The organism is Silicimonas lutimaris (genome assembly GCF_047314965.1).
Lineage (GTDB): Bacteria > Pseudomonadota > Alphaproteobacteria > Rhodobacterales > Rhodobacteraceae > JAVJUV01.
This window is the reverse complement of sequence record NZ_JBLBVK010000055.1, coordinates 238,722-261,887: the sequence shown is the minus strand read 5'-3', so window position 1 is coordinate 261,887 and position 23,166 is coordinate 238,722. Positions and strand designations below refer to the sequence as shown.

The following is a 23,166-nucleotide window of genomic DNA, read 5'->3' as shown; positions in this document are numbered from 1 at the left end:
ATCAGTTGCCTCCCGTTTGTGCGGTGCCGCGACGGAGTTCGTTCAGCGGCAGGTACGGCACAACGCCCTGCCCACTTCCTCCTGCACCTTCGTCCAGAATGATCTTGTCGACATCGCCAAGCACCTTTTCCAGGGTTTCGATGTAGAGCCGGCGGCGGGTCACGTCGGGAGCCTGAAGATATTCTTGAAGAACAGCTGAGAAGCGGCTGGCTTCACCCTGTGCTTCGTTCACGACGCGAGCACGATAGGCTTCGGCCTGTTCGAGAACTTGCGCAGCTTCACCTCGCGCTCCGGCGAGAACCCTGTTGGCATAGGCATCCGCCTGGCGTTCAAGACGGTCGCGCTCCTGTTCGGCAGCCTGAACATCGCGGAAAGCATCGATAACCTCGCCCGGCGGATCAGCCTTGGCAAGGTTCACACGTACGATGTTGATGCCGGCGTCGTAGCTGTCGAGCGTTTGCTGGATCAGTTCTTCGGCTCGCTGCGCGGTTGCTTCCCGGTCCCGGTTGAGCAACGGGGCCAGCTCGCTGCCCGCTACAATCTCGCGCATCGCGGACTCTGACACAGCCTGTACGGTCTGACGACCGTCACGCAGATTGAACAGAAAATCCGCAGGGTTCTTGATGTTCCAGACCACCTGGAAGTCGATATCGATGATGTTTTCATCCGTGGTAAGCATCAGCCCGTTCCCACCCGGGGACCCGGAGCGGCCCACGCCGATCTCCTCGGTTTGCTGGGTCGTCACAGGAATGACCTCATAGGTCACCACGGGCCAAGGCGCAAAGTTCAGACCGGGTTCACCGATTGCGCTGAACTCACCGAGGAACAATTCGACCGACTGTTCTTCCGGCCTCACCGTGTAGAAGGACGAAAAAGCCCAAAGGCCAACAAGGATCAAAGCTCCGAGCCCAAGTGTACCACGGGTCAGCTTCGGTCCGTCGCCTCCGCCGCCGCCGTTTGGACCGCGCGGAGTGCCTGAACGGCCGCCCATCAGGACCTTCAGCTGCTCCTGGCCTTTCTTCATGATCTCGTCGATCTCAGGGATCTGCGGGCCGTCCTGACCCGGACGTCGTCCCGGCCTGCGGTCGTCGTCATCCCCGCCGCCGCGGTTTCCACCGCCGCCACCCCAGGGTCCACCGTTGTTACTGGCCATTAAGGTCGTTTCCCTTCTCTGGTCTCGTTCTTTCTGGTCTTGGTAGGCTAACTGTAGCCTTCGAGCCGCTTTTTCAAGCGGTTCTGACCGGCGAATGCATTGTCACCAATTCTTCGGACATTGTCGGGTGAACCGCGACGGTGCGGTCGAAGTCCTCCTTTGTCAGGCCAGCCTTTACCGCAATTCCTACCATTTGGATCAATTCGCCGGCATCTGGCGCGACGATGTGACATCCCAGGACTTTGCGGGTGGCCTTCGAGACGATCAATTTCATCAAGACTCGATCAGGCCGCTCGGCAAAAGCTGTCTTCATCGGCCTGAACGAGGTGCAGTACACCTCAATTGGCTCCTGTTCGCGGGCCTGTTCCTCTGTCATCCCGACGGTCCCCAGCTCCGGCTGCGTGAAAACAGCAGATGGGACCAGTGCATGGTCCACGGCCGTGGGGTTGTTTTTGTAGACCGTCTCGGTGAAAGCCATACCCTCGCGGATGGCAACGGGCGTGAGCTGGATACGGTCGGTCACGTCGCCGATGGCATAGATGTTCTCAACGGACGTTCTGGAATATGCGTCGACTTCGATCGCGCCGCGGCGATTAATCCCGACACCAAGGTCTTCGAGGCCCAGGCCGTGGCTGTTCGGTGCGCGACCCGTGGCGAAGAACACATAGTCGAAGACCCTCTCGGTCCCATTCGTCGCCTTTACCCAGACGGTTTCGCCGGGCGCGCCTGCCTGCTTGTCCTCACGGTCGATGCCCAGTTCCTCGACGGGCATCGTCATGCCGCCTTCAGACAAACGTGTGGCTTCGGCTGTCATCTCGACGATATTGGTTCCGAGGTGCAGGTCGATCCCGCGCTCGCGCATCATTTCCGCTACCAGACCACGGGCTTCTTCATCGAAACCACGCAGGATCTGCGCGCCCCGATAGTATTGGGTCACTTCGACACCGAGGCCATTCAGGATGCAGGCGAATTCGCAGGCGATATATCCGCCTCCGACGATCAGGATGGATTTCGGAAGGGAGTCGAGATTGAAGATGTCGTCCGAGACCACGCCAAGATGCGCATTTGGCATGTCAGGACGCATCGGACGGCCGCCTGTGGCGATCAGGATGGTTTCCGCCGTTGCCGTCGTGCCATCCGAGAGACGAATGGTATGGGAGTCTGCCAACTTTGCGCGACTGTCGAAAATCTTGACGTTCGATCCGTTCAGCAGCCTGCGATAAACACCTTCCAGTCGATCAAGTTCGCCATGCAAACGGGTGCGGAAACCTGCCCAATCGAAGGCGCCCAGTTTCGCGTCCCAGCCGTATTCCCGCGCCAGTTCAGACTGCTCCCGGAACTCGGAAGCGAAGACCATGAGCTTCTTGGGTACACACCCGCGAATTACGCAAGTGCCGCCCATGCGGCTTTCCTCGGCGAGAGCGACTTTTGCTCCCGTCGCAGCCGCGGTGCGCGCCGCCCTGACGCCTCCCGAGCCTCCGCCGATAACAAACAGATCGAAATCGTAGGGCATGAAAACCTATTCTGCTATATTGAGAAAGACGTTGTCGTCACCGGCCGTACCCACGCGGGAAGTTTCGTTCTCGCCCGAGTTGATGTCGCGCATCTCGACTTTCCCGTCTCCATGCCCGGTGATGATCACGTCGCAGATGTCTATGAACAAGCCGTTCTCAACGACACCTGGAATCTGGTTGAGGATCAGCGACAGTTGTCGGGCATTTCCGATCCGGCCGAGCTTCAGGTCGATGATGTGGTTGCCCTCGTCGGTGATGAACAACTCGTCGCCCTTCCTCCGGAATGTGCCGGTGTTGCCCATGACGTCTAGACCCTCGAGCATTTCCTCGAGAAGGCGTTTGGTGGTATTCATGCCAAATCCGATGACCTCGACGGGCAGAGGAAAAGCGCCCAGCGTTTCAACCTTTTTGGTCGCATCCGCGATTACGATCATGCGGTCGGATGCCGTTGCCACAATCTTTTCCTGCAACAGCGCGCCTCCACCGCCCTTGATCAGATTCAACTCGCTGTCATACTCATCGGCGCCGTCGATGGTCAGATCCAACCATCCTGCATCGTCCAGAGTAGTGATCGGAATGCCCAGCTCAGTTGCCAGACTGGCCGTCGAGCTGGAGGTCGGAACGCCGGTAAATCTCAGGCCCTCCCGATCTTTGCGCTCCGCAAGACACTTGACCAGCCATGCTGCGGTCGAGCCTGTGCCTAGGCCGACTTTCATGCCGTTCTCAACAAAGGCCGCAGCGCGCTTTGCCGCCGCGAATTTGGCTGTATCTACAGGGGACATTGGCTGTGTCATGGGGTCTCTCCGGCAGCTGACGCGTGCCTTATAGGAAGAATGACAGGGAAGGGCGAGAGGGATGGGCGAGATTTCACTCGCATCCCTCAGAATGCTTTGCTAAAGACCGCGCCCAGTGCGGGTGTGGCGAAATTGGTAGACGCACCAGATTTAGGTTCTGGCGCCGCAAGGCGTGGGGGTTCAAGTCCCTCCACCCGCACCAGACTTCTAGCAAATCTGAGGCATGGCCTCGTTGGGACAGACGTTCACCAGATTGATTTTGCGCGTGTGCGGTTGCCTGTTGCTGGCGCCACTAGCCAATGTCTCTCGCCATGCGTGATGCGAGTAATTGCGGCCATCTGAAGGAAACTCCGGCATTGCCGGTTTCGCCTTGCGCCCTCGCTTTCTCTTGCCTAGAAGGGCCGCTGATTTTACGCCCACCCGGAATCCGTCCGGCCGGGCCATCGAAGAGGTAAGACATGCAGGTCACCGAGACCCTGAACGACGGGCTGAAGCGCGGTTACAACATCACTGTTACGGCTGCCGAACTGGAAGCGAAGGTCAACGAGAAGCTGGCCGAGGCCGCTCCCGAAATCGAAATGAAGGGCTTCCGCAAGGGCAAAGTTCCCATGGCCCTGCTGAAAAAGCAGTTCGGCCAGCGCCTGCTGGGCGAGGCCATGCAGGAAAGCGTCGACGGTGCCATGAACAAGCACTTCGAAGAGTCGGGAGACCGTCCTGCGATGCAGCCCAAGGTCGAGATGACCAACGAGGACTGGAAAGAAGGCGACGATATCGAGGTCGCCATGTCCTACGAAGCTCTGCCCGAAATCCCGGAACCCGATCTTTCCAAGATCAAGCTTGAGAAGATGGTCGTGAAAGCTGACGACAAGGCGATCGAGGAAGCGCTGGGGAATCTGGCGGAGAACGTACAGAACTTTGAAGATCGCAAGAAGGGCTCGAAGGCGAAGGACGGCGATCAGGTGGTGATCGACTTCGTCGGAAAGGTCGATGGCGAAGCGTTTCAAGGCGGTTCTGCAGAAGATTTCCCGCTCGTTCTGGGATCGGGGCAATTCATACCCGGCTTCGAGGAGCAGTTGGTCGGTGTGAAAGTCGGTGAAGAAAAAGCCGTCGAGGTCACCTTTCCGGAACAGTACGGCAATGCCGATTTGGCAGGAAAGGCCGCGGTTTTCGATGTGACAGTTAAGGGTGTAAAAGAGCCGAAGTCCGCTCCGATCGATGACGAATTGGCGAAGAAGTTTGGTGCTGAAGACCTTGAAGCCTTGAAAGGGCAGATCGCGGAGCGCCTTGAATCTGAGTATGCCGGTGCTGCACGGGCGGTGATGAAGCGCGCGCTTCTCGATGCGCTCGACAAAGCGGTCAAGTTCGACCTCCCGCCGTCACTTGTGGAGGCGGAAGCTGCTCAGATCGCTCATCAGCTTTGGCACGAGGAAAACCCGGACGTGCACGGGCACGACCATGACAAGATCGAACCAACCAAAGAACACACCACCCTAGCGGAGCGCCGCGTGCGCTTGGGTCTGCTTCTGGCGGAAATCGGTCAGAAGGCCGCAGTTGAAGTCAGCGATGCCGAGATGACCCAAGCGGTTATGAATCAGGCTCGTCAGTATCCTGGCCAGGAACGCCAGTTTTTCGAGTTCGTGCAGCAAAACGCGCAGATGCGTCAGCAGATTCAGGCGCCGTTGTTTGAGGAAAAAGTCGTCGACCACATCTTCGAGCAGGTTTCCGTGAAGGAGAAAGAGGTGTCGAAAGACAAGCTTCAGAAGGCTGTCGAGGCTCTGGAAGAAGAGTGATCCTCGGGGAGTGCCCGAACATCTTTATGGATAAGGCCGGCCGATTGTGTCGGCCTTTTTCGTTTCAGGCGAACCGCCCGGCGCCGACGTCAACTTTGGCGGCAACGGATTGCAGGCTGCGCGGAAGGAAGGGGTTTGGTGCTCCAGCGTCTACCCATGAGGAGTACCTGCAGATGCGCACAGCCGTCAGAAGATACAGTGCGAACAGCATGAAGGGTGTCAGGCGCTCAAGAACAGGGAGCAAATTGATAAGTGTCACGTCGTATCCTCCAGAACCCACCAAAGAACTATCGATGACACCTTTAAAGCAGCCATTTGTGCCGGATTCGTGATCCGGCCAAGGTGATTTCAGGAAGATTCCCGGTCGTCATTTGTCAGAAGAGGCCGGCTTTCGCCCCAATTGCCGCTTCTTGCCCGAAATGGCACTGCAATTGTTCAGGATTCTAGGACAATTCCCGAAAGCGCGTAATTTTGATCTGATTTAACGAGTTCTAGGGCACTTGGGTTTGCCAACGAGCTATTGATGTTCTTGCACAGAAACTGATGCCGCGTTGGAATCGCAACTGCATTTCTTCGGGTTTACAGACTTTGATTTCGAGTTGCAGCGGGGGCTGCCATCAAATTCTCTGCGCGCCAAACCAAAAAAAAGGCCAATCCGTTTCGATCAAGACAGCGGGTCGCCCCTGAACGCTTTCAGTTTGATTCCGGCATCTTCAAGTCCGTCGCGGACGGACTGTGCAAGGCGGACCGCAGCGGAACTGTCACCATGGACGCAAATGGTATCAATTCGCGTCTCAAGGCGTTGTCCATCGCCAGTCAGGATGGCCCCTGCCTTGACCATGTTGACCATGTTTCTTGCTGCCTCTGCAGGGTCATGGATCATCGCGCCGGGCAGGCGACGGTCGACGAGTGTGCCGTCGGAGTTATAGGCACGATCTGCAAAAATCTCTCCAGCCCATTTGCAGCCAAGGTCTCGGCAGACCTCTTCCATCCTGGTGGCGGCCAGACCCATGATGATGATGTCAGGGGCAACATCCAGCGCGGCCTCATAGCAAGTCCGGGCCATCTCGGCATCGACGCAAGCCATGTTGGAGAGCGCCCCGTGCAATTTGAAATGCCTGACTTCGCCGCCGACGGATCGTGCCATCGCCTGCGCTGCTCCGACCTGATAGCGGACCTGGTTCGCAAGTGTTCCAAGCGGGACTTGCATACGGTTACGGCCGAACCCCATGAGGTCTGCAAAACCAGGGTGTGCGCCTATTCCCACGCCGTTTTCGGTGGCCATAGCCATCGTTTTGGCCATCGTATCGGGATCGCCGGCGTGAAACCCACAGGCAATGTTGGCCGAGGTGACGATCTTGAGGAGGCTGGCATCGTCACCCATTGTCCAGGGTCCGAAGCCTTCTCCCATATCGGAATTGAGATCAACGGAGAGTGTCATCCCCGAAGAATGACCGTGTCATTTAGGATTTGGCAAGTGGCATAAGCCTGTCACCTTTGGTCACACTTCGAAACATTACCAAGCCTTCGAGCGATTCCCGCTTTCACGGAAAAATGCGCTGGCCTAGGAGAGAATTGGTCGCTTCGTCGGAAGGCGAAGGTCTGTTTCGCCGGTCGTCGGGCTGCCGGGGATGCAGTTTCTCCTCTTTGGGCCCGATGCTGTGATCATGAACTCCGACCGGCACCAATCGACGCAATCCTACTCCAACCTGATCTTTCGGGCCGTTCACGATGCGTGGGAAACCCTGCGGAAGGAAGGTCCGGGGCAGTTTCAATTCTGGTTTATTGCGCTTTTGATCGGCATCGCTGCGGGCTTCGCCGCCCTGTTTTTCCGGAGCGGAATCGAATGGCTGCAAAAGGCTATGTATGGCACCACAGATCCGCAGCGAATCCACAGTTTTGCGGAAACGCTTCCTTGGTACATGATCCTGCTGATCCCTGTCTGCGGCGGCGCGGTGGTGGGAGTGATCCTTACGCGCTTTACCAAAGACGGGCGCGTCCATTCCGTTGCGGATGTGATCGAAGGCGCGGCGTTGAAGGATGGGCGCGTCGACACTAGAGCGGGTCTGGCATCGGCTGCCGCCTCGATGATAACTCTCGGCACCGGGGGGTCCACGGGGCGAGAGGGGCCCGTCGTCCACTTGGCCGGGGTGATTGCAACCTGGGTCTCGAACCGGATCGGTGCGAACGGGATCACTGGCCGCGAACTCTTGGGGTGCGCGGTCGCCGCCGCGGTTTCCGCCTCGTTCAACGCGCCGATTGCGGGCGCTCTTTTCGCGCTTGAAGTCATCCTTCGCCACTTTGCCGTCCACGCTTTTGCTCCAATCGTGGTGGCCAGTGCCGCCGGCACGGTCATCAACCGACTGGCGTTCGGCGACGTGACCGAATTTCGACTGATGGAGGAAGGTGGCCTGGCATTTTATGTCGAACTGCCGGCCTTTCTTATCCTGGGTATCGTCTCAGGACTTGTCGCTGTGGCGATGATGAAGTCGATCTTCTTTGCGGAGGATGTTGCAAGCCGGTTCCGGCGCTTTACCAAGATGCCGAGGTTTCTTAGACCGGCGTTTGCAGGGCTTCTGTTGGGCGCGCTGGCGATTTTCTACCCGCATATCATTGGTGTCGGCTATGAGACGACTTCGCTTGCCCTGACCGGCGCGCTCCTCTGGCACGAGGCGGTTATCTTCTGCATTCTCAAGGTCGTGGCCGTCGCAATCACAATGGCAGGGAGAATGGGCGGGGGTGTGTTCTCGCCGTCCCTCATGATTGGAGCGCTGTTAGGGCTCGCCTTCGGACTGACTGCAACGGCGATATTTCCGAACGTATCCGGTTCCGAGACACTCTACGCTCTGGCCGGGATGGGTGCAGTGGCTGCTGCGGTCTTAGGGGCACCGATCTCCACGACGCTGATCGTGTTCGAGCTGACAGGCGACTGGCAGACAGGCCTGGCTGTCATGGTGGCCGTGTCGCTTTCGACTGCCGTTGCCTCTCGAATGATCGACCGTTCGTTCTTTCTGACCCAGCTGGAGCGGCGGAACATCCATCTTGCAGCAGGTCCTCAAGCCTACTTGTTGTCCATGTTCCGTGTCGCAAATGTCATGCGTAGCCCCGAAGACCCGCGAGCCGCGCCGGACGACGCAATGTGGGAGGCGATAGAAGAGGGGCTTTGGGTCGAGCGTAACGCAACGCTCGAAACGGTCCTGCCGCTCTTTGAGAAGACTTCACGACAATTCCTTCCCGTTGTAACCATGGGGGAAGAGGGGAAGGCCCCTCAGATACATGGAGCCTTATTTCATGTGGATGCCTTGCGGGCTTATAACCGGGCGCTGGCCGCTACAGCTGCCGAGGAACATGGGTGATTGCGGTCTCAGACCCGCTCGACGGCCACGAGATCCCCGGTGAGAAACGCCAGGTGTCCTGCAATCTGTCCGACAGCGTCGTTAGGCTTTTCGTAGCTCCAGACAGAATCCTGTAGGGTCGTACTCTTGGTGACAATCGAGAAATAGCTAGCCTCGCCCTTTTCGGGGCTCACCGACTTCTTTTCGGACGCATCCAGGAATTCCATGGCGATATCTTCGCGCGGAAAATAAATGACCGGTGGATTCCCCGACTCGGTCAGTTCAAGAGCATTGTCGCTTTCGCCAAGAACGGCACCTCCGGCCCGGACAACCCAAGTGCCTTCTGCCGGCTTTATAGTGATGTGTTTGGCCATGAACTTTCCCTTTTCCCGGTCTTGTATCAGGCTTTCCCTGACAAGACCATGACACCTGATCAGAGGGGCTGTGTAGCTGCCTCCAGCCAATCCCTGTCCGCTCCATCCACGCGCGGACCGATTTTTTCCCTAACGTTTTTGTGGTAGGTATCCAGCCACTCGATCTCCCATGATGCCATCATCGTAGTATCCACAAGGCGTCTGTCGATCGGAACCCAAGACAACGTTTCAAAGCTCAGTTGGTCCCGTTTGTCGCCCATCTCAGCCGCTGCCTCGACTACGATGAGGTTCTCGATCCGGATACCAAAGGCTCCTTCTCGGTAATAACCAGGTTCATTCGAGAGGATCATACCCTCATCCAGTTTGACGTCCGAGATGCGACTGATGCGTTGAGGGCCTTCGTGGACGGACAGATATGCACCGACGCCGTGCCCCGTGCCATGGTCATAGTCCATTCCGGCTCTCCAAAGGGGCGCGCGTGCGAGCGCATCGATGTCGCGACCGGCAAGACCTCGGGGAAAACGAGCGTTGGAAATGGCAATCATGCCCTGAAGAACGCGGGTGAAACACGCGCGCTGTACGTTGTCGGGTTTTCCGATGACTACCGTGCGGGTAATGTCCGTGGTTCCGTCGGGATATTGCCCTCCCGAATCCACGAGATAGAGCTCGCCGGGGTTCAGACTACGATTGGTCCCCTCGGTCACTCTGTAATGAACAATTGCGCCGTTGGGTCCTGCGCCGGATATGGTTTCGAATGAAATTTCCCGCAGAGAATTCGTCGCGCGCCTGAAACCTTCGAGGGCGACCACCGCATCGATCTCGGTAACGCCGCCGCCGGGTGCCTTGCGATCCAGCCAAGCCAGGAAGCGAACCATCGCGGCTCCGTCCCGCAGATGTGCCTCGCGCATGCCCTGCAGTTCGGCTGCATTCTTCTTCGCCTTTGCCAGAATACATGGATCATCACCCCACGAGACTTCGATTCCGGCGCTTTCCAGAAGCTCCGAGACAGCCAGAGGCGCCGTCGCCCGGTCGACGCGCACGGGTCCCTTCAGCGCTTTGAGGGCTTCCGGAAATGCCTCACGGGGGGCGATATCGATAGCGGGATCCGGGCCAAGCTCATCGAACTTTGCGGGATCGGCGAAAAGTAAAACTCGGGTGTCCGCACGAAGGATTGCAAAGGCTTGAACAACAGGGTTCCGGGGGATGTCGTTTCCGCGGATATTGAGAAGCCAGCAGATCGAGTCTGGCAGGGTCAGGACCACGGCAGACTCCTTTGCGCGCACCAGAACATCGGCCATACGCCGGCGCTTTTCCCCCGAAGTCTCGCCGGCGAATTCGATCGGATGCGCGAATGCCGGCGCCGCTGGCGGAGCGGGCCGATCTGTCCAAATGCGATCGATAAGATTTGCGCACGGCACGAGGGTGCCGACCTCTCCGAGATCGTCGCGCAGTTTGTCGATTTCCTCGGCTGTGTGCAGCCAGGGATCGAACCCGACTTTCGCGCCATTTTCCAGGCGTTCGGCCAGCCATGGGCCCGCCTTCGTGGCGGGCCAGTTGACAGACGTAAAGACGTCCGCAACCTGCGTCCGAACCTGCAGCGTATATCGCCCGTCCACAAACACACCCGCCTCCTTTTCCGTGATCACCGCGAACCCGGCCGAGCCTGTGAACCCTGTCAGCCATGCCAATCGTTCATCACAGGGGGCGACATATTCGCCTTGGTGCGCGTCTGCACGTGGCACGATGTACGCATCGACTCCCTCGGCACGCATCATTTCGCGAAGCGCCTTTACTCGGGGTGGCCCCTGCTCGGGCGAAGTGGAGGCGGTAAAGGTTTGGAACATCGATAATCCCGCTTTGTAATTCGCTGACAGGGAACCGGGAAATCATGAGAAGGGCAAGTGACTCAATCTGCCGAGAGGAAAGACATAATGTCGTCGACATACCTGTCCCAAAGGCGATGGCCGGGGATCGGGACATGGTTCGCTGTGTCGTATACCAGCAATTCGGCATTAGGCAGCCCGGCAGCGATCTTCTGACCTTGGCCAAGCGGGTGCACCGGATCGTGGCGCGCATTGATTACAAGTGTCGGTGCGGTGATCCTTGGCAAGCAGTCCAGAACCGAAGCGTTGTTGATCATGTCGCGATCCAGCAATTCGTTGTGCGTCGTGGTGTTTCTTTGCATGAAGGCCGCACATGACCGGACCATGTCGCTTGGCCCCTCCGGCATGTAGGCCGCCATCATCGCCGCAATAAAAGCGCTGCGGGGCTTGTCCCAGCCTTCGGTGACCATCGTGCGGAAGATCTCGTTCTCGGTCCCGGTATGAGCTCCGCGTCTAAGTCGACCCTCCGCATATCCGCCGACCAGAACCATTCTGCGGATACGGTGCGGATATCGGGCGGCAAATTTGATGGCAGTCAGGCATGCTCCTGAATGGGCGTGGATCGCGAAGCGTTCGACTCCGGCCGCGTCAGCTACAACGCAAAGGTCTTCTGTGACCGTATCTAGGTCTAGGCGCTCGACATCACGCTCCGACATACCGCAGCCACGTTGGTCATATCTGACCAGGGTGAAGCGCGCGTTCAATGCATCGATAAGAGGACGCTCACTGGGCTCTTCCCATGCGCCAAGAGTGTCGGAAGGGAAAAAGTCCACATAGACAAGGGGTGGGCCTGACCCGGTCACTGTGTAGGCCAATGTTGTGCCATCCTTGGCCTTGGCATATCGCAGTTTGGGGAAGCTCGTACTTTTCGAAACTGCAAATTCGCCGGATGTATTGAGATTCTCCTCAATGTTGGCTGCGATCAGTCGAAATCCACGGCGCGACACAGTTTGGATGATGCGCTGTGCTTTTCCGTCGTCGCCAACGGCTTTTCGGGCGGCGGCTATGCGGGCGCTGATTGCGGACTCCGATACGATCCGTCCGTCCCAGACTTTGTCGACGATCTCATCGCGGTTAACCAGCTTGCCAGCATTGGCTGCAAGTACATGCAAAAGGTCAAATACCTGTGGTTCAACGGGCACGGCGACGCCCGAACGGGTCAGCGTCTGCTCCTCAGTATCCAGGACGCAATCGGAAAAGGTGTATCGCATAATGGAGATTAGCGGGGTTTTCGCCGAGTGCTCAACATTTTCGGGCCCTTTATGCGAAAATGCAGAAGATTCGACGTTTCATCTCCCGGCGCACAGGATTTGAGGTGGCAGCATTGGGTCGGCAAGTGGGGACACCCCAAGCACCCAAGCGAGCCGCCACTGTTTGGTTATCTGCGGCCGAACGGTCTGATCGAAAAGCCAGGAAAGGCTTTGTGGCCGGGGCTTACGAGGCTCTGCGCATTCTTTGGGCGCGCTTTCTTTTTCGTGGGTCAGCGTCGAAGAGCGCGGCAAGTTGCTCGGTCATTGCTCCGGCCAGTTGTTCGACGTCCGTGATCGTTACTGCATGGTCATAGTACCGGGTCACATCATGACCGATACCGATGGCCAGCAACTCGATTTGCTTTTTGCGCTCGATCATCGCGATGACGTCGCGCAGGTGCTTCTCGAGGAAGTTCGCAGGGTTGACCGAAAGCGTCGAGTCATCGACCGGCGCTCCGTCAGATATCACCATGAGGACGCGCCGCGCTTCGCGTCGGTTCACCAACCTGCGATACGCCCATTCCAGAGCTTCGCCATCGATGTTTTCCTTTAGCAGACCTTCTTTCATCATCAGGCCCAGATTGGGTCGCGCGCGGCGCCAAGGAGCATCGGCAGATTTGTAGATGATGTGCCGAAGGTCATTCAGGCGCCCGGGCAATTGCGGACGTCCCTCCTGCAACCATTTTTCCCGGGCCTGTCCACCTTTCCATGCACGTGTCGTAAAGCCGAGGATCTCCACTTTGACGTTACAACGCTCCAGAGTACGCGCGAGCACATCGGCGCAGATTGCGGCGATCGAAATTGGCCGGCCCCGCATCGAACCCGAGTTGTCGAGGAGGAGCGTGACAACTGTGTCCCGAAACTCGGTGTCTTTTTCCTGCTTGTAGGCCAGGGGTACGGTCGGGTTGGCGACGATCCTCGCCAAACGTGCGGCATCCAGAATTCCTTCGTCCAGATCAAACTCCCAACTGCGGTTCTGCTGAGCCTGAAGACGTCTCTGCAGCTTGTTCGCCAAGCGGCTTACGGCACCCTTCAAGGGCTCGAGTTGTTGGTCCAGATAGGCCCGCAGCCTTTCCAGTTCGACAGGCTCGGCAAGGTCTTCGGCCTTGATCTCTTCGTCGAACTCGCCTGTGAACACCTTGTAATGAGGATCGGCATCGCTGAAGGGCTGGGGAGGCGGTGGTTCCATCTCGGCTTCGCCGTCGGGCAATTCGGCTTCATCGCCGTCCTCCATATCGGCCATATCGTCCATCGATATTTCGGCCTGGCTGGCGTCATCCTGCGCCTCCTGGCTTTGTTCTGCCGAACTCTCTGAGGCGTCCTCGTTTTCGCCGTCGTCTTGCTTGTCCTGATTTTCGACCTCTTCGGACTGCTCGTCTTCGCTGGCCTCGTCTTCCTGATCCTGGTCTTCCTGATCGGGGTCGTCGCCCAGTTGGTCTCCATAGCCAAGGTCGCTGATGACCTGGCGTGCAAAACGCGCGAAAGCCGCTTGGTCGGCCAATGCTTCCTTCAGTCCGTCAAGTGTACCGCCAGCTTGTTCCTCGATAAATGGCCGCCAGAGCTCGACGACGTTGTCCGCGCCTTTCGGAAGGGGGCGCCCGCTTGCCAGCTGCCTGACGAGATAGCCCGCCGCAGCGGCCAGAGGAGCCTCGGAAGCTTCCCGGATCTGGGAATAGCCTCGCCGCTCGGCCTCATGAGCAATCTTGTGATCGATATTTGATGCCGTTCCCGGCATGTCGCGAGCTCCAACTGCCTCGCATCGTGCCCACTCCATCGCCTCATAAATATCGCGGGCCATCTGCCCCTGCGGTGAATAGCGATTGAAGGTCTTGTCGTTGTGATACTTGCGGCGAAGCGCGAAGCTGTCAGCCGTTCCTCGAGCGAGAAGCACTTCCTCGCGGGTCATGCGTCGGGTTACTTGAGGCAGCCTGATGCCCTCGTTCGACATACCCGGCGGATCTACCGTGAAAGTGACCGACATTTCGGAATCGTTCGCAAGCGTCTTGGCCGTTTCGGCAAGCGCTTTCTTGAACGGGTCCGCAGGGTTGTCTTTCGAGCTACTCATGGCATTGATAAAGCACGCTGTGCGTTTGCCCACAAGGCTCCGCTGCTGGAATGCGTCAGCTTAGGATCAGGCTGTTACACGAACCGATCATCATCTGGGCCTGTCGTTCCGCCCAGGCGGCGTCTTCGGAGTCGTCATTGAATGTGGCCCGGGTCAGTAGCGACGCCAGTGCCATCTTCGCCTCAATTCTCCAGTTCAGAATCTCGGGTCCGCGGTCTTCGGGGGTAAGAGCGTCGAGTATTGCGATCACGGAAATTCGGCGACGTTCGGTGAGTTCGGCTTCGCCGTCTCCCATTAGCCACTGATGCTCCATCGTGGCTGAGAGTCGCCCGGCACAAGTAGCAAACGTGCGTACCAAGTCGTCATCCGCCCTAACGGGCGCTGCAGACGTTGCGGTGACGGCGAGGGCCGCCAGAAGTGTTTTCAAACCGCCCATGAATTCATCTTTGTGGGCAAAAAACTGCGTTTCAATTAGTCAGTTTGAAAACTCTCAGGCAGTGACGAAAAGGCCACTGGCCGCAGACGAAGAACGCCCGGTCCACAAAGGGCCGGGCGTCCGTCGTTTTATAGTTCCTGATTTCCTAGGGTTAGCCTAGGGCGACGTTGGCTGCGCTTTCGGGCAATTCTTCGTCGAAGCAACGCTGATAAAACTCAGCGACAGTTTCGCGTTCCAGTTCGTCGCACTTGTTCAGGAACGACAATCGGAACGCATAACCCACGCTGCGGAATACTTCCGCATTCTGCGCCCATGCGATGACGGAACGCGGGCTCATGACAGTAGAAAGATCACCGTTCATGAAGGCCGTGCGGGTCAGGTCGGCGACAGTCACCATCTGGCTTATGGTTTTCCGGCCGCGTTCGGTATTGTAGTGCGGTGCCTTGGACAGAACGATCGCAGCCTCTGCATCATGCGACAGGTAGTTCAAGGTGCAAACCAGCGACCAGCGGTCCATCTGCGCCTGGTTGATCTGCTGTGTGCCGTGATACAGCCCAGTCGTGTCACCCAAACCAATGGTATTCGCGGTTGCGAACAGCCGGAAATATGGATGTGGATCAATCACTTCATTCTGATCCAGCAGAGTCAGCTTGCCATCGACTTCGAGAACGCGCTGGATGACGAACATAACGTCGGCACGCCCCGCATCGTATTCGTCGAAAACGATTGCAGTGGGATTCCGCAATGCCCAAGGAAGAATACCTTCCTGGAATTCGGTATACTGCACGCCTTTGTCCACCTTGATCTGGTCTTTTCCGATCAGGTCGATCCGGCTGATATGACTATCAAGGTTTACCCGTACACACGGCCAGTTCAGGCGAGCGGCAACCTGTTCGATATGCGTCGATTTGCCGGTGCCGTGATACCCTTGGATCAGCACGCGACGGTTGTATTGAAAACCAGCCAGAATCGCCAGGGTAGTGTCCGGGTCGAATTTATAAGTGGGGTCGATTTGCGGAACCCGCTCGTTCGACTCGTAGAAACCCTTAACCTTCATGTCCACATCGATGCCAAAGACCTCGCGAACGTCGATGTCCTCGAGTGGTTTGGCGTCCGTGTCTATCCGCCTGTAGTCCATGACAAATCCTTGCAGCGTGTGTTCGGGCGGTCAGCGCCCTAGTCTTCAGGTGCCTTATATTGGCGTCGGGTGCAAGGCAAACGACTTAAAGTTCTTTGCAGAGTGGATTTCTTGCCTTGCGCCTCCCGAGTCTTTGTTTCTCGAGGCGCTTGCCGAATGCGGTTGTAACCCAATCGCGCGGGCTTGTGATTTCTTCGTTACTGAGCAGCCAGCTATGGTGTCCGGATGATCAGGAGATAGTTTATGAAGAGAAGAGAATTACTCGGAGCAGCCGTTGTTGGCGCCCTCGTCGGAATTCCGGTCGAAGAGCTGAACGCTGCGTCAGGATCGTTCGAGGTGACGCGCTCCGACAATGAATGGCGGGCAATGTTGACGCCTCTTCAATACAAGGTCATGCGTGAGGAGGGCACCGAGCGAGCAGGTTCAAGTGCGCTCGACAAGCTTTACGATGCGGGAACCTACCATTGTCGTGGCTGTGATCTGCCACTCTATTCGTCAGAGACAAAGTATGACAGCGGGACAGGTTGGCCCTCTTTTTGGGAGTCGCTTCCGAATGCTGTCGGCACGAAAAAAGATAGGCGCCTGCTGATTGTCCGGACCGAGGTCCATTGTCGTCGCTGCGGTAGCCATTTAGGTCACGTTTTCAATGATGGTCCACCACCAACCGGCAAGCGCCATTGTTTGAACGGCGCAAGTCTCGTTTTTCGGGCTGCCTGAAGATTACCGGCTGAAATGTGCGGATTGTCCTTTGCCACTTCGATCGGATCCAAAGATGGCGGTCCTGCTCTCCATGGTAATGTGAACCCGAACAAGACACTTCAACTCTGGAAGTTTCGGCTGTCCTTTATCTGGTCCCATGCCCAAACCACTTCCGACAATTGCTCTTCATGGCCCCTGTCGCCTCCGTTCATGTCGGGGTGCAGGACCTTGATGAGTGCCTTGTAGGATTTCCGTATCTCGGCCTTCGTCCAATGGTCTTTCGCTTCAAGGATATCCAGCGCACGACGTTCGGTCGGCGGTAGCTTGCGCGTGCCCGTTATCGATTTACCAGGGTTCCGCGTGGCGTTCTCTCCAAGGATCTGATGCGGATCGTCGACTCCAAGGCGAGCCCACGCACGGGCCTCTTCACCCTTCTTTCCGAATGGCCGTGTTTCGCGCTCCCAAACCCGGTCCTTGTCGACTTGAGCTGCAAACTCCTCTTCGGTCTGGCCGTTAAAGAAGTTCCATCTCAGATTGTACTCGCGGACATGGTCTTTGCAGAACCAGTAAAAATCATCGAGATCGTCCGGACTCTTGGGTGCGCGATACTGGCCGGTTTCTTCGCAGCCGGCATGTTCGCATACGCGTGTGGATGTTTCGAAAGCGCCCGACATGCCGCGGCGTGTGCGCGAACGCTTTTTCTTGTCTGATGACACACGAAGATCAAAACCGAACGGGTCGTCGTTCATGGGTATCCTGCCTTTCCGACTCGGACCGAAGAGTTTACCGTTTTGCTCCGAAACTTGAAGAGGCAAGGTGTGAAAAATGCGTGTTGCGGATGAGATGAGAAAGAAGCTCGAAGCGGCGTTCGAGCCGCATGTTCTTGAAATAGAAGATGAAAGCGAGCGGCACCGCGGACATGCAGGTTACCAGGAAGGTGGTCAGAGTCACTTCCGGGTGACGATCGGGGCGGGGGCGTTTGGGGGGATGAGCCGGATTGAGAGGCATCGGGCGGTTCATCGGGCCCTTGGCGAGGAGCTTGTGGGGCGAATCCACGCGCTGGCGCTGAAGATTTCCGACTAGTCCTCGCGCGCGGCCCCGAGGGGGGGTGCATGGTTGTCTTCCTCGGGCGGTCGCGTGGTGATCCTGCGAGGAACCACGGGTTCGGACACGGCCCGAGGCGCGACAGGCGCGGGGGGTGTTTCCGGCTCGACGGGCAGCGGGCGGGACGTCGTTCTGGCGTCGAGCGGCAACGGCTGTGTCGTCTGCTTGAAACGCTTGAAAATCAATATGTTCTGATATGTCGTCTGGGTGCCGGTCAGGCCTTTCCGCTCGTCACATGGCAGTGTTTCCGCGCGCACGTATTCCCAGCCTTCGGCGGCCATGTCGTTCAATGTGTCCGTGATCGAAAGAGCGAAGCGCTCCTCGGTGGACTTGGCGGTTTTTGCCTTGGTGCCACGGGTTGGTGCGGGCACGGCCCTGTATTCGAATTTGCTCATCTTGGGGTCTCCCCGACTGCTCGTTCCCGGTTCTAGCAGAGCACGCGGGACGGGGAAAGCGGCGGTCGGCAAAGCGTCGGCGAAACGTCGGCAAAACGTATGGCACGGGCGCGCGGTGGGTTAAGGACATGTGCGGTGGAAGAGCCGATCTCAAGTGCGGCGGGCCGGGCCCACGGGCCCGGCACCTACCTGGGTCAAAGACCGATCACGGTCTCGGCCAGCGCGATCCAGAGCGGTATCGAGAGGATCGCGACCGGCGTACCAAGACCGGTGGAGGCCCCGACGTATGCCGAGGGATTGGCCTCGGGCAGCGCGGCACGAAGTGTCGGCGGGCCGGATATATCGGAACTGGACGCGGCCATGACGCTGAGGAGCACCACGCCACCTGCGGAAAAGCCTGTCAGGTGGTGTGCGGCCAGTCCGAGGACGAAGCCGAACAAGCCGTGCACCAATGGCGCGGTCACTGCATAGACTACGTAGGCGTGTGCGACCTTCCTCAGTTCAGAGAGCCGCGACCACGCTTCCATTCCCATGATCAACATCAGGATCGACAGAAGGCCGCGAAAAAGAAGTTCGTAGAACCCTTCGTAGAGCGCCTTGGTATCGGCAAAAAGGCCGAGGGCGAGGCCCAGGATGAGGGCGGAGATCGCCGGGCTGCGGAAGGTATCGGCGAGGATCTCGCGGATGACGCCTGTGTCGATGCCCGCCGTGCCGTTGCCGAGTGCCAGAGTCGTGCCGCCGCCCGCAGTGGTCGCGCTGGCGCGTGCAAGGCTGATCCGACCGAGGATGATCGCGGTGACCAGCGCCGCGATGTCCATGAACGGGTAGAGCGCACCGATGAAGCCTTCGTAGGCGACGCCCTCGGCGTCGAGAACGGCCATGCCCGCAGCGAGTGTCGAGGCGGAGACCGCTCCGAAGAGACCGGCGGTGGCGAGACCGTCGACCCGAGCCACGCCGCGCCAGCGTGCGAGCGTTGCCGCGCCTATCAGGACGATACCGATGCCAGCCAGAACGGCCGCCAGTGCGGGCGCGGCGAGCGAAACCAGGTCGGCATCGCGCATGGCGAGGCCGCCGGAAAGGCCGACCTTCAGAAGCAGGAGTATGACGATGAACTTGTAGACGGGTTGGGGTATTTCGAAGCGGCTGCCGAGTGCCGCGAGCATCATCCCCCCGAGGAGGAATGCGAGCGTGGGTTTCTGAAGCTGAACGGTCAGCGTCGTTACGATGGTGATGAAGCTATCCATTGGTCTTGCCCTTTGTTCGTGACTGCGGGCACGCCTAGACAAGTCAAAAGAATTTAAAAAATACTTCTTTTGTTAGAAATCGTTCGATAAAAACGAACAATGAATCAGATCAACTATCGTCATCTGGGATATTTCCGCGCTGTCGCGCATGAGGGTCATCTGACCCGGGCGGCGGAAAAGATGAATCTGTCGCAGTCCGCGCTTTCTGCACAGATCAAGGCGCTGGAAGATCAATTGGGACATGCCCTGTTCGAGCGCGCCGGGCGGCAACTGGTTCTGACCGAGGTCGGGCGGATGGCGCTGGACTATGCCGACCGGATCTTCGGTACCGGCGCCGAGTTGCTTGCGACCCTGCGGCGGGCGGGTGACACGGTTCCGCCTTTGCGCGTGGGTGCCATTTCAACATTGTCGCGCAACTTTCAGCTTGAGTTCCTTCGCCCGGTTCTGGCTCGCGGGGACGTTCGCATCGTTTTGAGGTCCGGCGGAGAGGAGAGCCTACTGGATGATCTTCGGGCGCTGGCGCTCGATGTCGTCCTCACAACGGAGCCTCCCGCGGCTGCCGCCGAAGCTGGCCTGATCGCACATCGTATCTCCGATCGGCCGGTTGCGATCCACGGACTTCCGGGGCGGATGGTTCACGCCAGTCTTGCCGATCTTCTGGAGGCGGAGCCGGTGATCGTGCCGACCGAGAGCTCGATCCGCGTCGGATTCGACGCGCTGGTGGCGCGGCTTCAGGTGCAGCCCCGGATCGTTGCCGAGGTGGACGATATGGCGATGGTGCGGCTTCTGGCGCGCGAGGGCACCGGCCTTGCCATCGCGCCGTCCGTCGTCTTCGCCGACGAGATCCGGGCCGGAATGCTGGCCGTCGCGCCGTTCGATCTGAAGATCGAGGAAACGTTCTACGCGATTACGGTGTCGCGGAACTTTCCGCATCCGGTTCTGGACGCGCTGATTTCCGGCACGCTGCCCGGTGCGGGACCGGACGGCGCGCGGTAGCAGAGGGGCAGTTGCGGATCAGAGGCCGAGCTTCTGCTGCACCAGTTGGTTGACCGCGGCCGGGTTGGCCTTGCCGCCCGTGGCCTTCATAACCTGACCAACGAACCAGCCGGCCAGCTTTGGGTTCTGCTGCGCCTTCTCGACCTGGGCCGGGTTCTCGGCGATGACCTTGTCGACGGCGGCTTCGATGGCCCCGGTGTCGGTGACCTGTTTCATTCCGCGGTCTTCGACGATCGCCGCGGGATCGCCGCCTTCGGTCCAGACGATCTCGAAGAGGTCCTTGGCGATCTTGCCCGAGATGTCGCCCTTGCCGATCAGGTCGATGATTCCGCCCAGTTGCGCTGCCGAGACGGGGCTTTCCGAGATGGCGAGGTCTTCCTTCTTGAGCCGGCCGAAGAGTTCGTTGATCACCCAGTTGGCGGCAAGTTTGCCGTCGCGGCCCTGGGCGACCTCTTCGAAATAGGTGGCGTTCTCGACCTCGGCGGTAAGGACGGAGGCGTCGTATTCGGTCATGCCGTAGTCACCGACGAAACGCGCGCGCTTTTCGTCGGGAAGTTCCGGCAGCGAGGCCGCGATGTCGTCGACCCAGGCCTGCTCGATTTCGAGTGGCAGAAGGTCAGGGCAGGGGAAGTAGCGGTAGTCATGCGCTTCTTCCTTCGAGCGCATCGAGCGCGTCTCACCCTTGTCGGGGTCATAGAGCCGTGTTTCCTGGTCGACGCTGCCGCCGTCTTCGAGAAGCGCGATCTGGCGGCGCGCCTCGTACTCGATGGCCTGCTGGATGAAGCGCATGGAGTTCATGTTCTTGATCTCGCAGCGCGTGCCGAGAACGGAGTGGTCGCCCGTCGCCTGATACTTCTCGTAGTCGCCGGGGCGGCAGACCGAGACGTTGACGTCGGCGCGGAGGTTGCCGTTCTGCATGTTGCCATCGCAGGTGCCGAGGTAGCGGAGGATCTGTCGGAGCTTGCCGACGTAGGCGGCGGCCTCCTCGGGGCCGCGGATGTCGGGCCGGCTGACGATTTCCATCAGTGCCACGCCGGTGCGGTTCAGGTCGACGAAGGACATGTGCGGGTCCATGTCGTGGATCGACTTGCCGGCGTCCTGTTCGAGGTGGATGCGCTCGATCCGCACGAGGCGGGCCACGCCGGGGCCCATGTCGACCAGCACTTCGCCTTCGCCGACGATGGGATGGTAGAGCTGGCTGATCTGGTAGCCCTGGGGCAGGTCCGGGTAGAAGTAGTTCTTGCGGTCGAAGGCGGACCAGAGGTTGATCTGTGCTTTTAGCCCGAGACCGGTTTTTACCGCGAGCGCGACGCAGCCCTCGTTGATAACCGGCAGCATGCCGGGCATCGCGGCATCGACGAAGGAGACGTTCGAGTTGGGCTCTGCCCCGAACTGTGTCGATGCGCCGGAAAACAGCTTGGCTTTCGACGCCACCTGCGCGTGAACCTCGAGGCCGATGACCAGTTCCCAGTCGCCGGTCGCGCCGGCGATCACTTTCGGTTTCGGGGTCTCGTAGGTTAGGTCAAGCATGGTTTTCCCCTGGCATCTGTCGCGAGGGTTTCTAGGGCAGCGACCCGCTCTGGACAAGTCGGGATTCCCGATCGCCAAAGGCGGCTTTCCGCCAACGAAATATCGGCGGGCTTGGCGGCAGGGCAATTTGATGCTTCTGTGTCTGGCCAGGGGGGCGCAACGCACGGTTCGATACGCATGAAACTCAAGGTATTTTCCTGCCTTACGTCGCTTTCTATTGTCTTTCTTTCTGCCTGCGGCTCCTCGCCTGAGCCGGAGAAGTCCGCGCCGGCTCAGTTTGAGGCGAGCCTTTTCGGTCAGCGGAGCGAGGCGCGCGTGTGGACCGCCAGTGCGCTGGCGGCGCTTGAGTCGCATGGCAACCCCCTGGTCCAGACCGTGCCGGCCGACATCGATACATATTGCCCGGGCTACCGGGATGCGGACCCCGAAGAGCGCAAAGCGTTCTGGGTGACGTTCCTTTCGGCGCTTGCAAAGCACGAAAGCACATGGCGGCCGGACGTGTCGGGAGGCGGCGGTGCGTGGCACGGTCTTCTGCAGATATCGCCGGCGACTGCCCGGGGATATGGCTGCGGTGCACAGAGCGCCGATGCTTTGCGCGATGGTTCCGGAAACCTGTCTTGCGGCATCCGGATCATGGCTTCAACCGTGCCGCGCGATGGGGTGATCTCGGCCGGAATGGGTGGCGTCGCTGCCGACTGGGGGCCTTTCCATGATCCGTCCAAGCGCGCGGACATTCAGGCCCGGACGCGGAGCGCGTCTGTTTGCCGGGGGTGATCCCGAAGATCGCATTGTCGGGATTGCTGGCCATTCTGGCCGGAGCGGCTCTCTCGGATCCGGTTGGGCCCGAGGGCCGCAGCCTTCCCGTTGTGGAGGAAGAGCCTGTCTCGCGCCAGCCCGGCGACCGACCCGCAGCCCGCGGCAATCATTTGCCCCGGGCGCGCTGGGAGCATAGGCGAAACGGAGAGCTTTGGACACGTGTCGCGCTGTCGGCGGTCACGACACACGGCGCGGCTTTGCTTGAGTCGGTTCCCGAGGACATTGCCGATTGGTGTCCGGCCTATCCCGAAAACGAAAAGGCCGAACGGGCAGCGTTCTGGGCTGGGCTTCTGTCGACACTGTCGCGCTATGAGAGCACCTGGAACCCGAAAGCTGTCGGAGGAAATGGTCAATGGTTCGGGCTGATGCAAATCTACCCGAAGACTGCGGAATTCCGGAGTTGCAGGGCGCGGTCGGCCGACAGTCTGAAGCATGGGCCCTCGAACCTGAACTGCGCCATCCGGATCATGGCCGCTACGGTGCCGCGCGATAATGCGATCTCTGTCAGGGACGAGAGATGGCGTGGCGTTGCGGCCGATTGGGCGCCTATCCGGAACGACAGGATGCGGCGCGACATGCAGCGTTACACCAAGCGTCAGACCTACTGCCGTTTGCTGTCGGAGGTGCGTCCCAAGCGGCGTCCCTGAAGA

At 59.1% G+C, this 23,166-nt stretch carries 22 protein-coding genes and 1 tRNA gene; 8 read left to right on the top strand and 15 right to left on the bottom strand.

Features of this window, described 5'->3' with window-relative positions:
* Position 1: 1 nt before the first annotated feature.
* The 3 genes from hflK to rpiA form a co-directional block, all read right to left on the bottom strand.
* Positions 2–1,153, bottom strand: coding sequence for an FtsH protease activity modulator HflK (gene hflK / locus ACKLNI_RS17225; protein ID WP_413720324.1), 1,152 nt, complete (start codon positions 1,151–1,153; stop codon positions 2–4).
* Positions 1,154–1,226: 73 nt separating this feature from the next.
* Positions 1,227–2,666 (bottom strand): glutathione-disulfide reductase, encoded by a 1,440-nt coding sequence (gorA, locus tag ACKLNI_RS17220; protein ID WP_413720323.1) that lies wholly within the window; start codon positions 2,664–2,666, stop codon positions 1,227–1,229.
* A gap of 6 nt (positions 2,667–2,672) precedes the next feature.
* The gene (rpiA, locus tag ACKLNI_RS17215; RefSeq protein WP_413720322.1) at positions 2,673–3,461 is read right to left on the bottom strand and encodes a ribose-5-phosphate isomerase RpiA; all 789 of its coding nucleotides are present in this window, start codon (positions 3,459–3,461) and stop codon (positions 2,673–2,675) included.
* A gap of 117 nt (positions 3,462–3,578) precedes the next feature.
* On the opposite strand from rpiA, the gene ACKLNI_RS17210 reads away from it, so the two are divergent.
* A tRNA-Leu gene (locus ACKLNI_RS17210) sits at positions 3,579–3,663 on the top strand.
* Positions 3,664–3,919: 256 nt separating this feature from the next.
* Entirely contained in the window at positions 3,920–5,251 is a 1,332-nt protein-coding gene (tig, locus tag ACKLNI_RS17205; protein ID WP_413720321.1) for a trigger factor, read from the top strand.
* A 64-nt stretch (positions 5,252–5,315) separates the two neighbouring features.
* Here the strand turns inward: tig and ACKLNI_RS17200 are convergent, their stop codons facing one another.
* Together ACKLNI_RS17200 and ACKLNI_RS17195 are read right to left on the bottom strand one after the other, a co-directional pair.
* Complete coding sequence (locus ACKLNI_RS17200; protein WP_413720320.1) at positions 5,316–5,510, bottom strand: hypothetical protein; 195 nt, start codon at positions 5,508–5,510, stop codon at positions 5,316–5,318.
* Between the two features lie 405 nt (positions 5,511–5,915).
* Positions 5,916–6,692, bottom strand: a complete 777-nt coding sequence (locus ACKLNI_RS17195; protein ID WP_413720319.1) for a LamB/YcsF family protein — start codon at positions 6,690–6,692, stop codon at positions 5,916–5,918.
* Between the two features lie 226 nt (positions 6,693–6,918).
* Here ACKLNI_RS17195 and ACKLNI_RS17190 point away from each other — a divergent pair, with 226 nt between their 5' ends.
* Positions 6,919–8,607, top strand: coding sequence for a chloride channel protein (locus ACKLNI_RS17190; RefSeq protein WP_413720368.1), 1,689 nt, complete (start codon positions 6,919–6,921; stop codon positions 8,605–8,607).
* 8 nt (positions 8,608–8,615) lie between these two features.
* Here the strand turns inward: ACKLNI_RS17190 and ACKLNI_RS17185 are convergent, their stop codons facing one another.
* The 6 genes from ACKLNI_RS17185 to cobS form a co-directional block, all read right to left on the bottom strand.
* Positions 8,616–8,960: a DUF427 domain-containing protein gene (locus tag ACKLNI_RS17185; RefSeq protein WP_413720318.1), complete on the bottom strand. Its 345-nt coding sequence runs from the start codon at positions 8,958–8,960 to the stop codon at positions 8,616–8,618.
* 59 nt (positions 8,961–9,019) lie between these two features.
* On the bottom strand, positions 9,020–10,804 hold the full coding sequence (locus tag ACKLNI_RS17180; protein WP_413720317.1) for an aminopeptidase P family protein: 1,785 nt from the start codon (positions 10,802–10,804) through the stop codon (positions 9,020–9,022).
* A gap of 62 nt (positions 10,805–10,866) precedes the next feature.
* Positions 10,867–12,054 (bottom strand): alpha/beta hydrolase, encoded by a 1,188-nt coding sequence (locus ACKLNI_RS17175; protein ID WP_413720316.1) that lies wholly within the window; start codon positions 12,052–12,054, stop codon positions 10,867–10,869.
* Positions 12,055–12,277: 223 nt separating this feature from the next.
* Positions 12,278–14,158 (bottom strand): cobaltochelatase subunit CobT, encoded by a 1,881-nt coding sequence (gene cobT / locus ACKLNI_RS17170; protein WP_413720315.1) that lies wholly within the window; start codon positions 14,156–14,158, stop codon positions 12,278–12,280.
* A gap of 55 nt (positions 14,159–14,213) precedes the next feature.
* A complete protein-coding gene (locus ACKLNI_RS17165; RefSeq protein ID WP_413720314.1) occupies positions 14,214–14,594 on the bottom strand; it encodes a hypothetical protein in 381 nt (126 codons plus the stop codon).
* 151 nt (positions 14,595–14,745) lie between these two features.
* On the bottom strand, positions 14,746–15,732 hold the full coding sequence (cobS, locus tag ACKLNI_RS17160; protein WP_413720313.1) for a cobaltochelatase subunit CobS: 987 nt from the start codon (positions 15,730–15,732) through the stop codon (positions 14,746–14,748).
* 243 nt (positions 15,733–15,975) lie between these two features.
* Here cobS and msrB point away from each other — a divergent pair, with 243 nt between their 5' ends.
* Positions 15,976–16,449 carry a peptide-methionine (R)-S-oxide reductase MsrB gene (gene msrB / locus ACKLNI_RS17155; RefSeq protein WP_413720312.1) on the top strand — a complete coding sequence of 158 codons (474 nt, stop codon included), beginning with the start codon at positions 15,976–15,978 and terminating at the stop codon, positions 16,447–16,449.
* A gap of 101 nt (positions 16,450–16,550) precedes the next feature.
* Here msrB and ACKLNI_RS17150 read toward each other — a convergent pair whose 3' ends face one another.
* A complete protein-coding gene (locus ACKLNI_RS17150) occupies positions 16,551–17,180 on the bottom strand; it encodes a DnaJ domain-containing protein (RefSeq protein ID WP_413720311.1) in 630 nt (209 codons plus the stop codon).
* Positions 17,181–17,256: 76 nt separating this feature from the next.
* Between ACKLNI_RS17150 and ACKLNI_RS17145 the strand changes: the two genes are divergently transcribed.
* Positions 17,257–17,514 carry a BolA family protein gene (locus ACKLNI_RS17145; RefSeq protein WP_413720310.1) on the top strand — a complete coding sequence of 86 codons (258 nt, stop codon included), beginning with the start codon at positions 17,257–17,259 and terminating at the stop codon, positions 17,512–17,514.
* Here ACKLNI_RS17145 and ACKLNI_RS17140 read toward each other — a convergent pair.
* Positions 17,511–17,930 (bottom strand): DUF4177 domain-containing protein, encoded by a 420-nt coding sequence (locus ACKLNI_RS17140; RefSeq protein WP_413720309.1) that lies wholly within the window; start codon positions 17,928–17,930, stop codon positions 17,511–17,513. The genes ACKLNI_RS17145 and ACKLNI_RS17140 overlap by 4 nt on opposite strands.
* A 194-nt stretch (positions 17,931–18,124) precedes the next feature.
* Positions 18,125–19,174 (bottom strand): sodium-dependent bicarbonate transport family permease, encoded by a 1,050-nt coding sequence (locus tag ACKLNI_RS17135; RefSeq protein ID WP_413720308.1) that lies wholly within the window; start codon positions 19,172–19,174, stop codon positions 18,125–18,127.
* A gap of 99 nt (positions 19,175–19,273) precedes the next feature.
* Here ACKLNI_RS17135 and ACKLNI_RS17130 point away from each other — a divergent pair, with 99 nt between their 5' ends.
* On the top strand, positions 19,274–20,170 hold the full coding sequence (locus tag ACKLNI_RS17130) for a LysR family transcriptional regulator (protein ID WP_413720307.1): 897 nt from the start codon (positions 19,274–19,276) through the stop codon (positions 20,168–20,170).
* Between the two features lie 18 nt (positions 20,171–20,188).
* On the opposite strand, the gene gatB is transcribed toward ACKLNI_RS17130, so the two are convergent.
* On the bottom strand, positions 20,189–21,700 hold the full coding sequence (gatB, locus tag ACKLNI_RS17125) for an Asp-tRNA(Asn)/Glu-tRNA(Gln) amidotransferase subunit GatB (protein WP_413720306.1): 1,512 nt from the start codon (positions 21,698–21,700) through the stop codon (positions 20,189–20,191).
* Positions 21,701–21,877: 177 nt separating this feature from the next.
* On the opposite strand from gatB, the gene ACKLNI_RS17120 reads away from it, so the two are divergent.
* Together ACKLNI_RS17120 and ACKLNI_RS17115 are read left to right on the top strand one after the other, a co-directional pair.
* On the top strand, positions 21,878–22,474 hold the full coding sequence (locus tag ACKLNI_RS17120) for a transglycosylase SLT domain-containing protein (protein ID WP_413720305.1): 597 nt from the start codon (positions 21,878–21,880) through the stop codon (positions 22,472–22,474).
* Positions 22,471–23,163 (top strand): transglycosylase SLT domain-containing protein, encoded by a 693-nt coding sequence (locus ACKLNI_RS17115; protein ID WP_413720304.1) that lies wholly within the window; start codon positions 22,471–22,473, stop codon positions 23,161–23,163. The genes ACKLNI_RS17120 and ACKLNI_RS17115 overlap by 4 nt, the downstream gene beginning before the upstream one ends.
* Positions 23,164–23,166 lie beyond the last annotated feature (3 nt).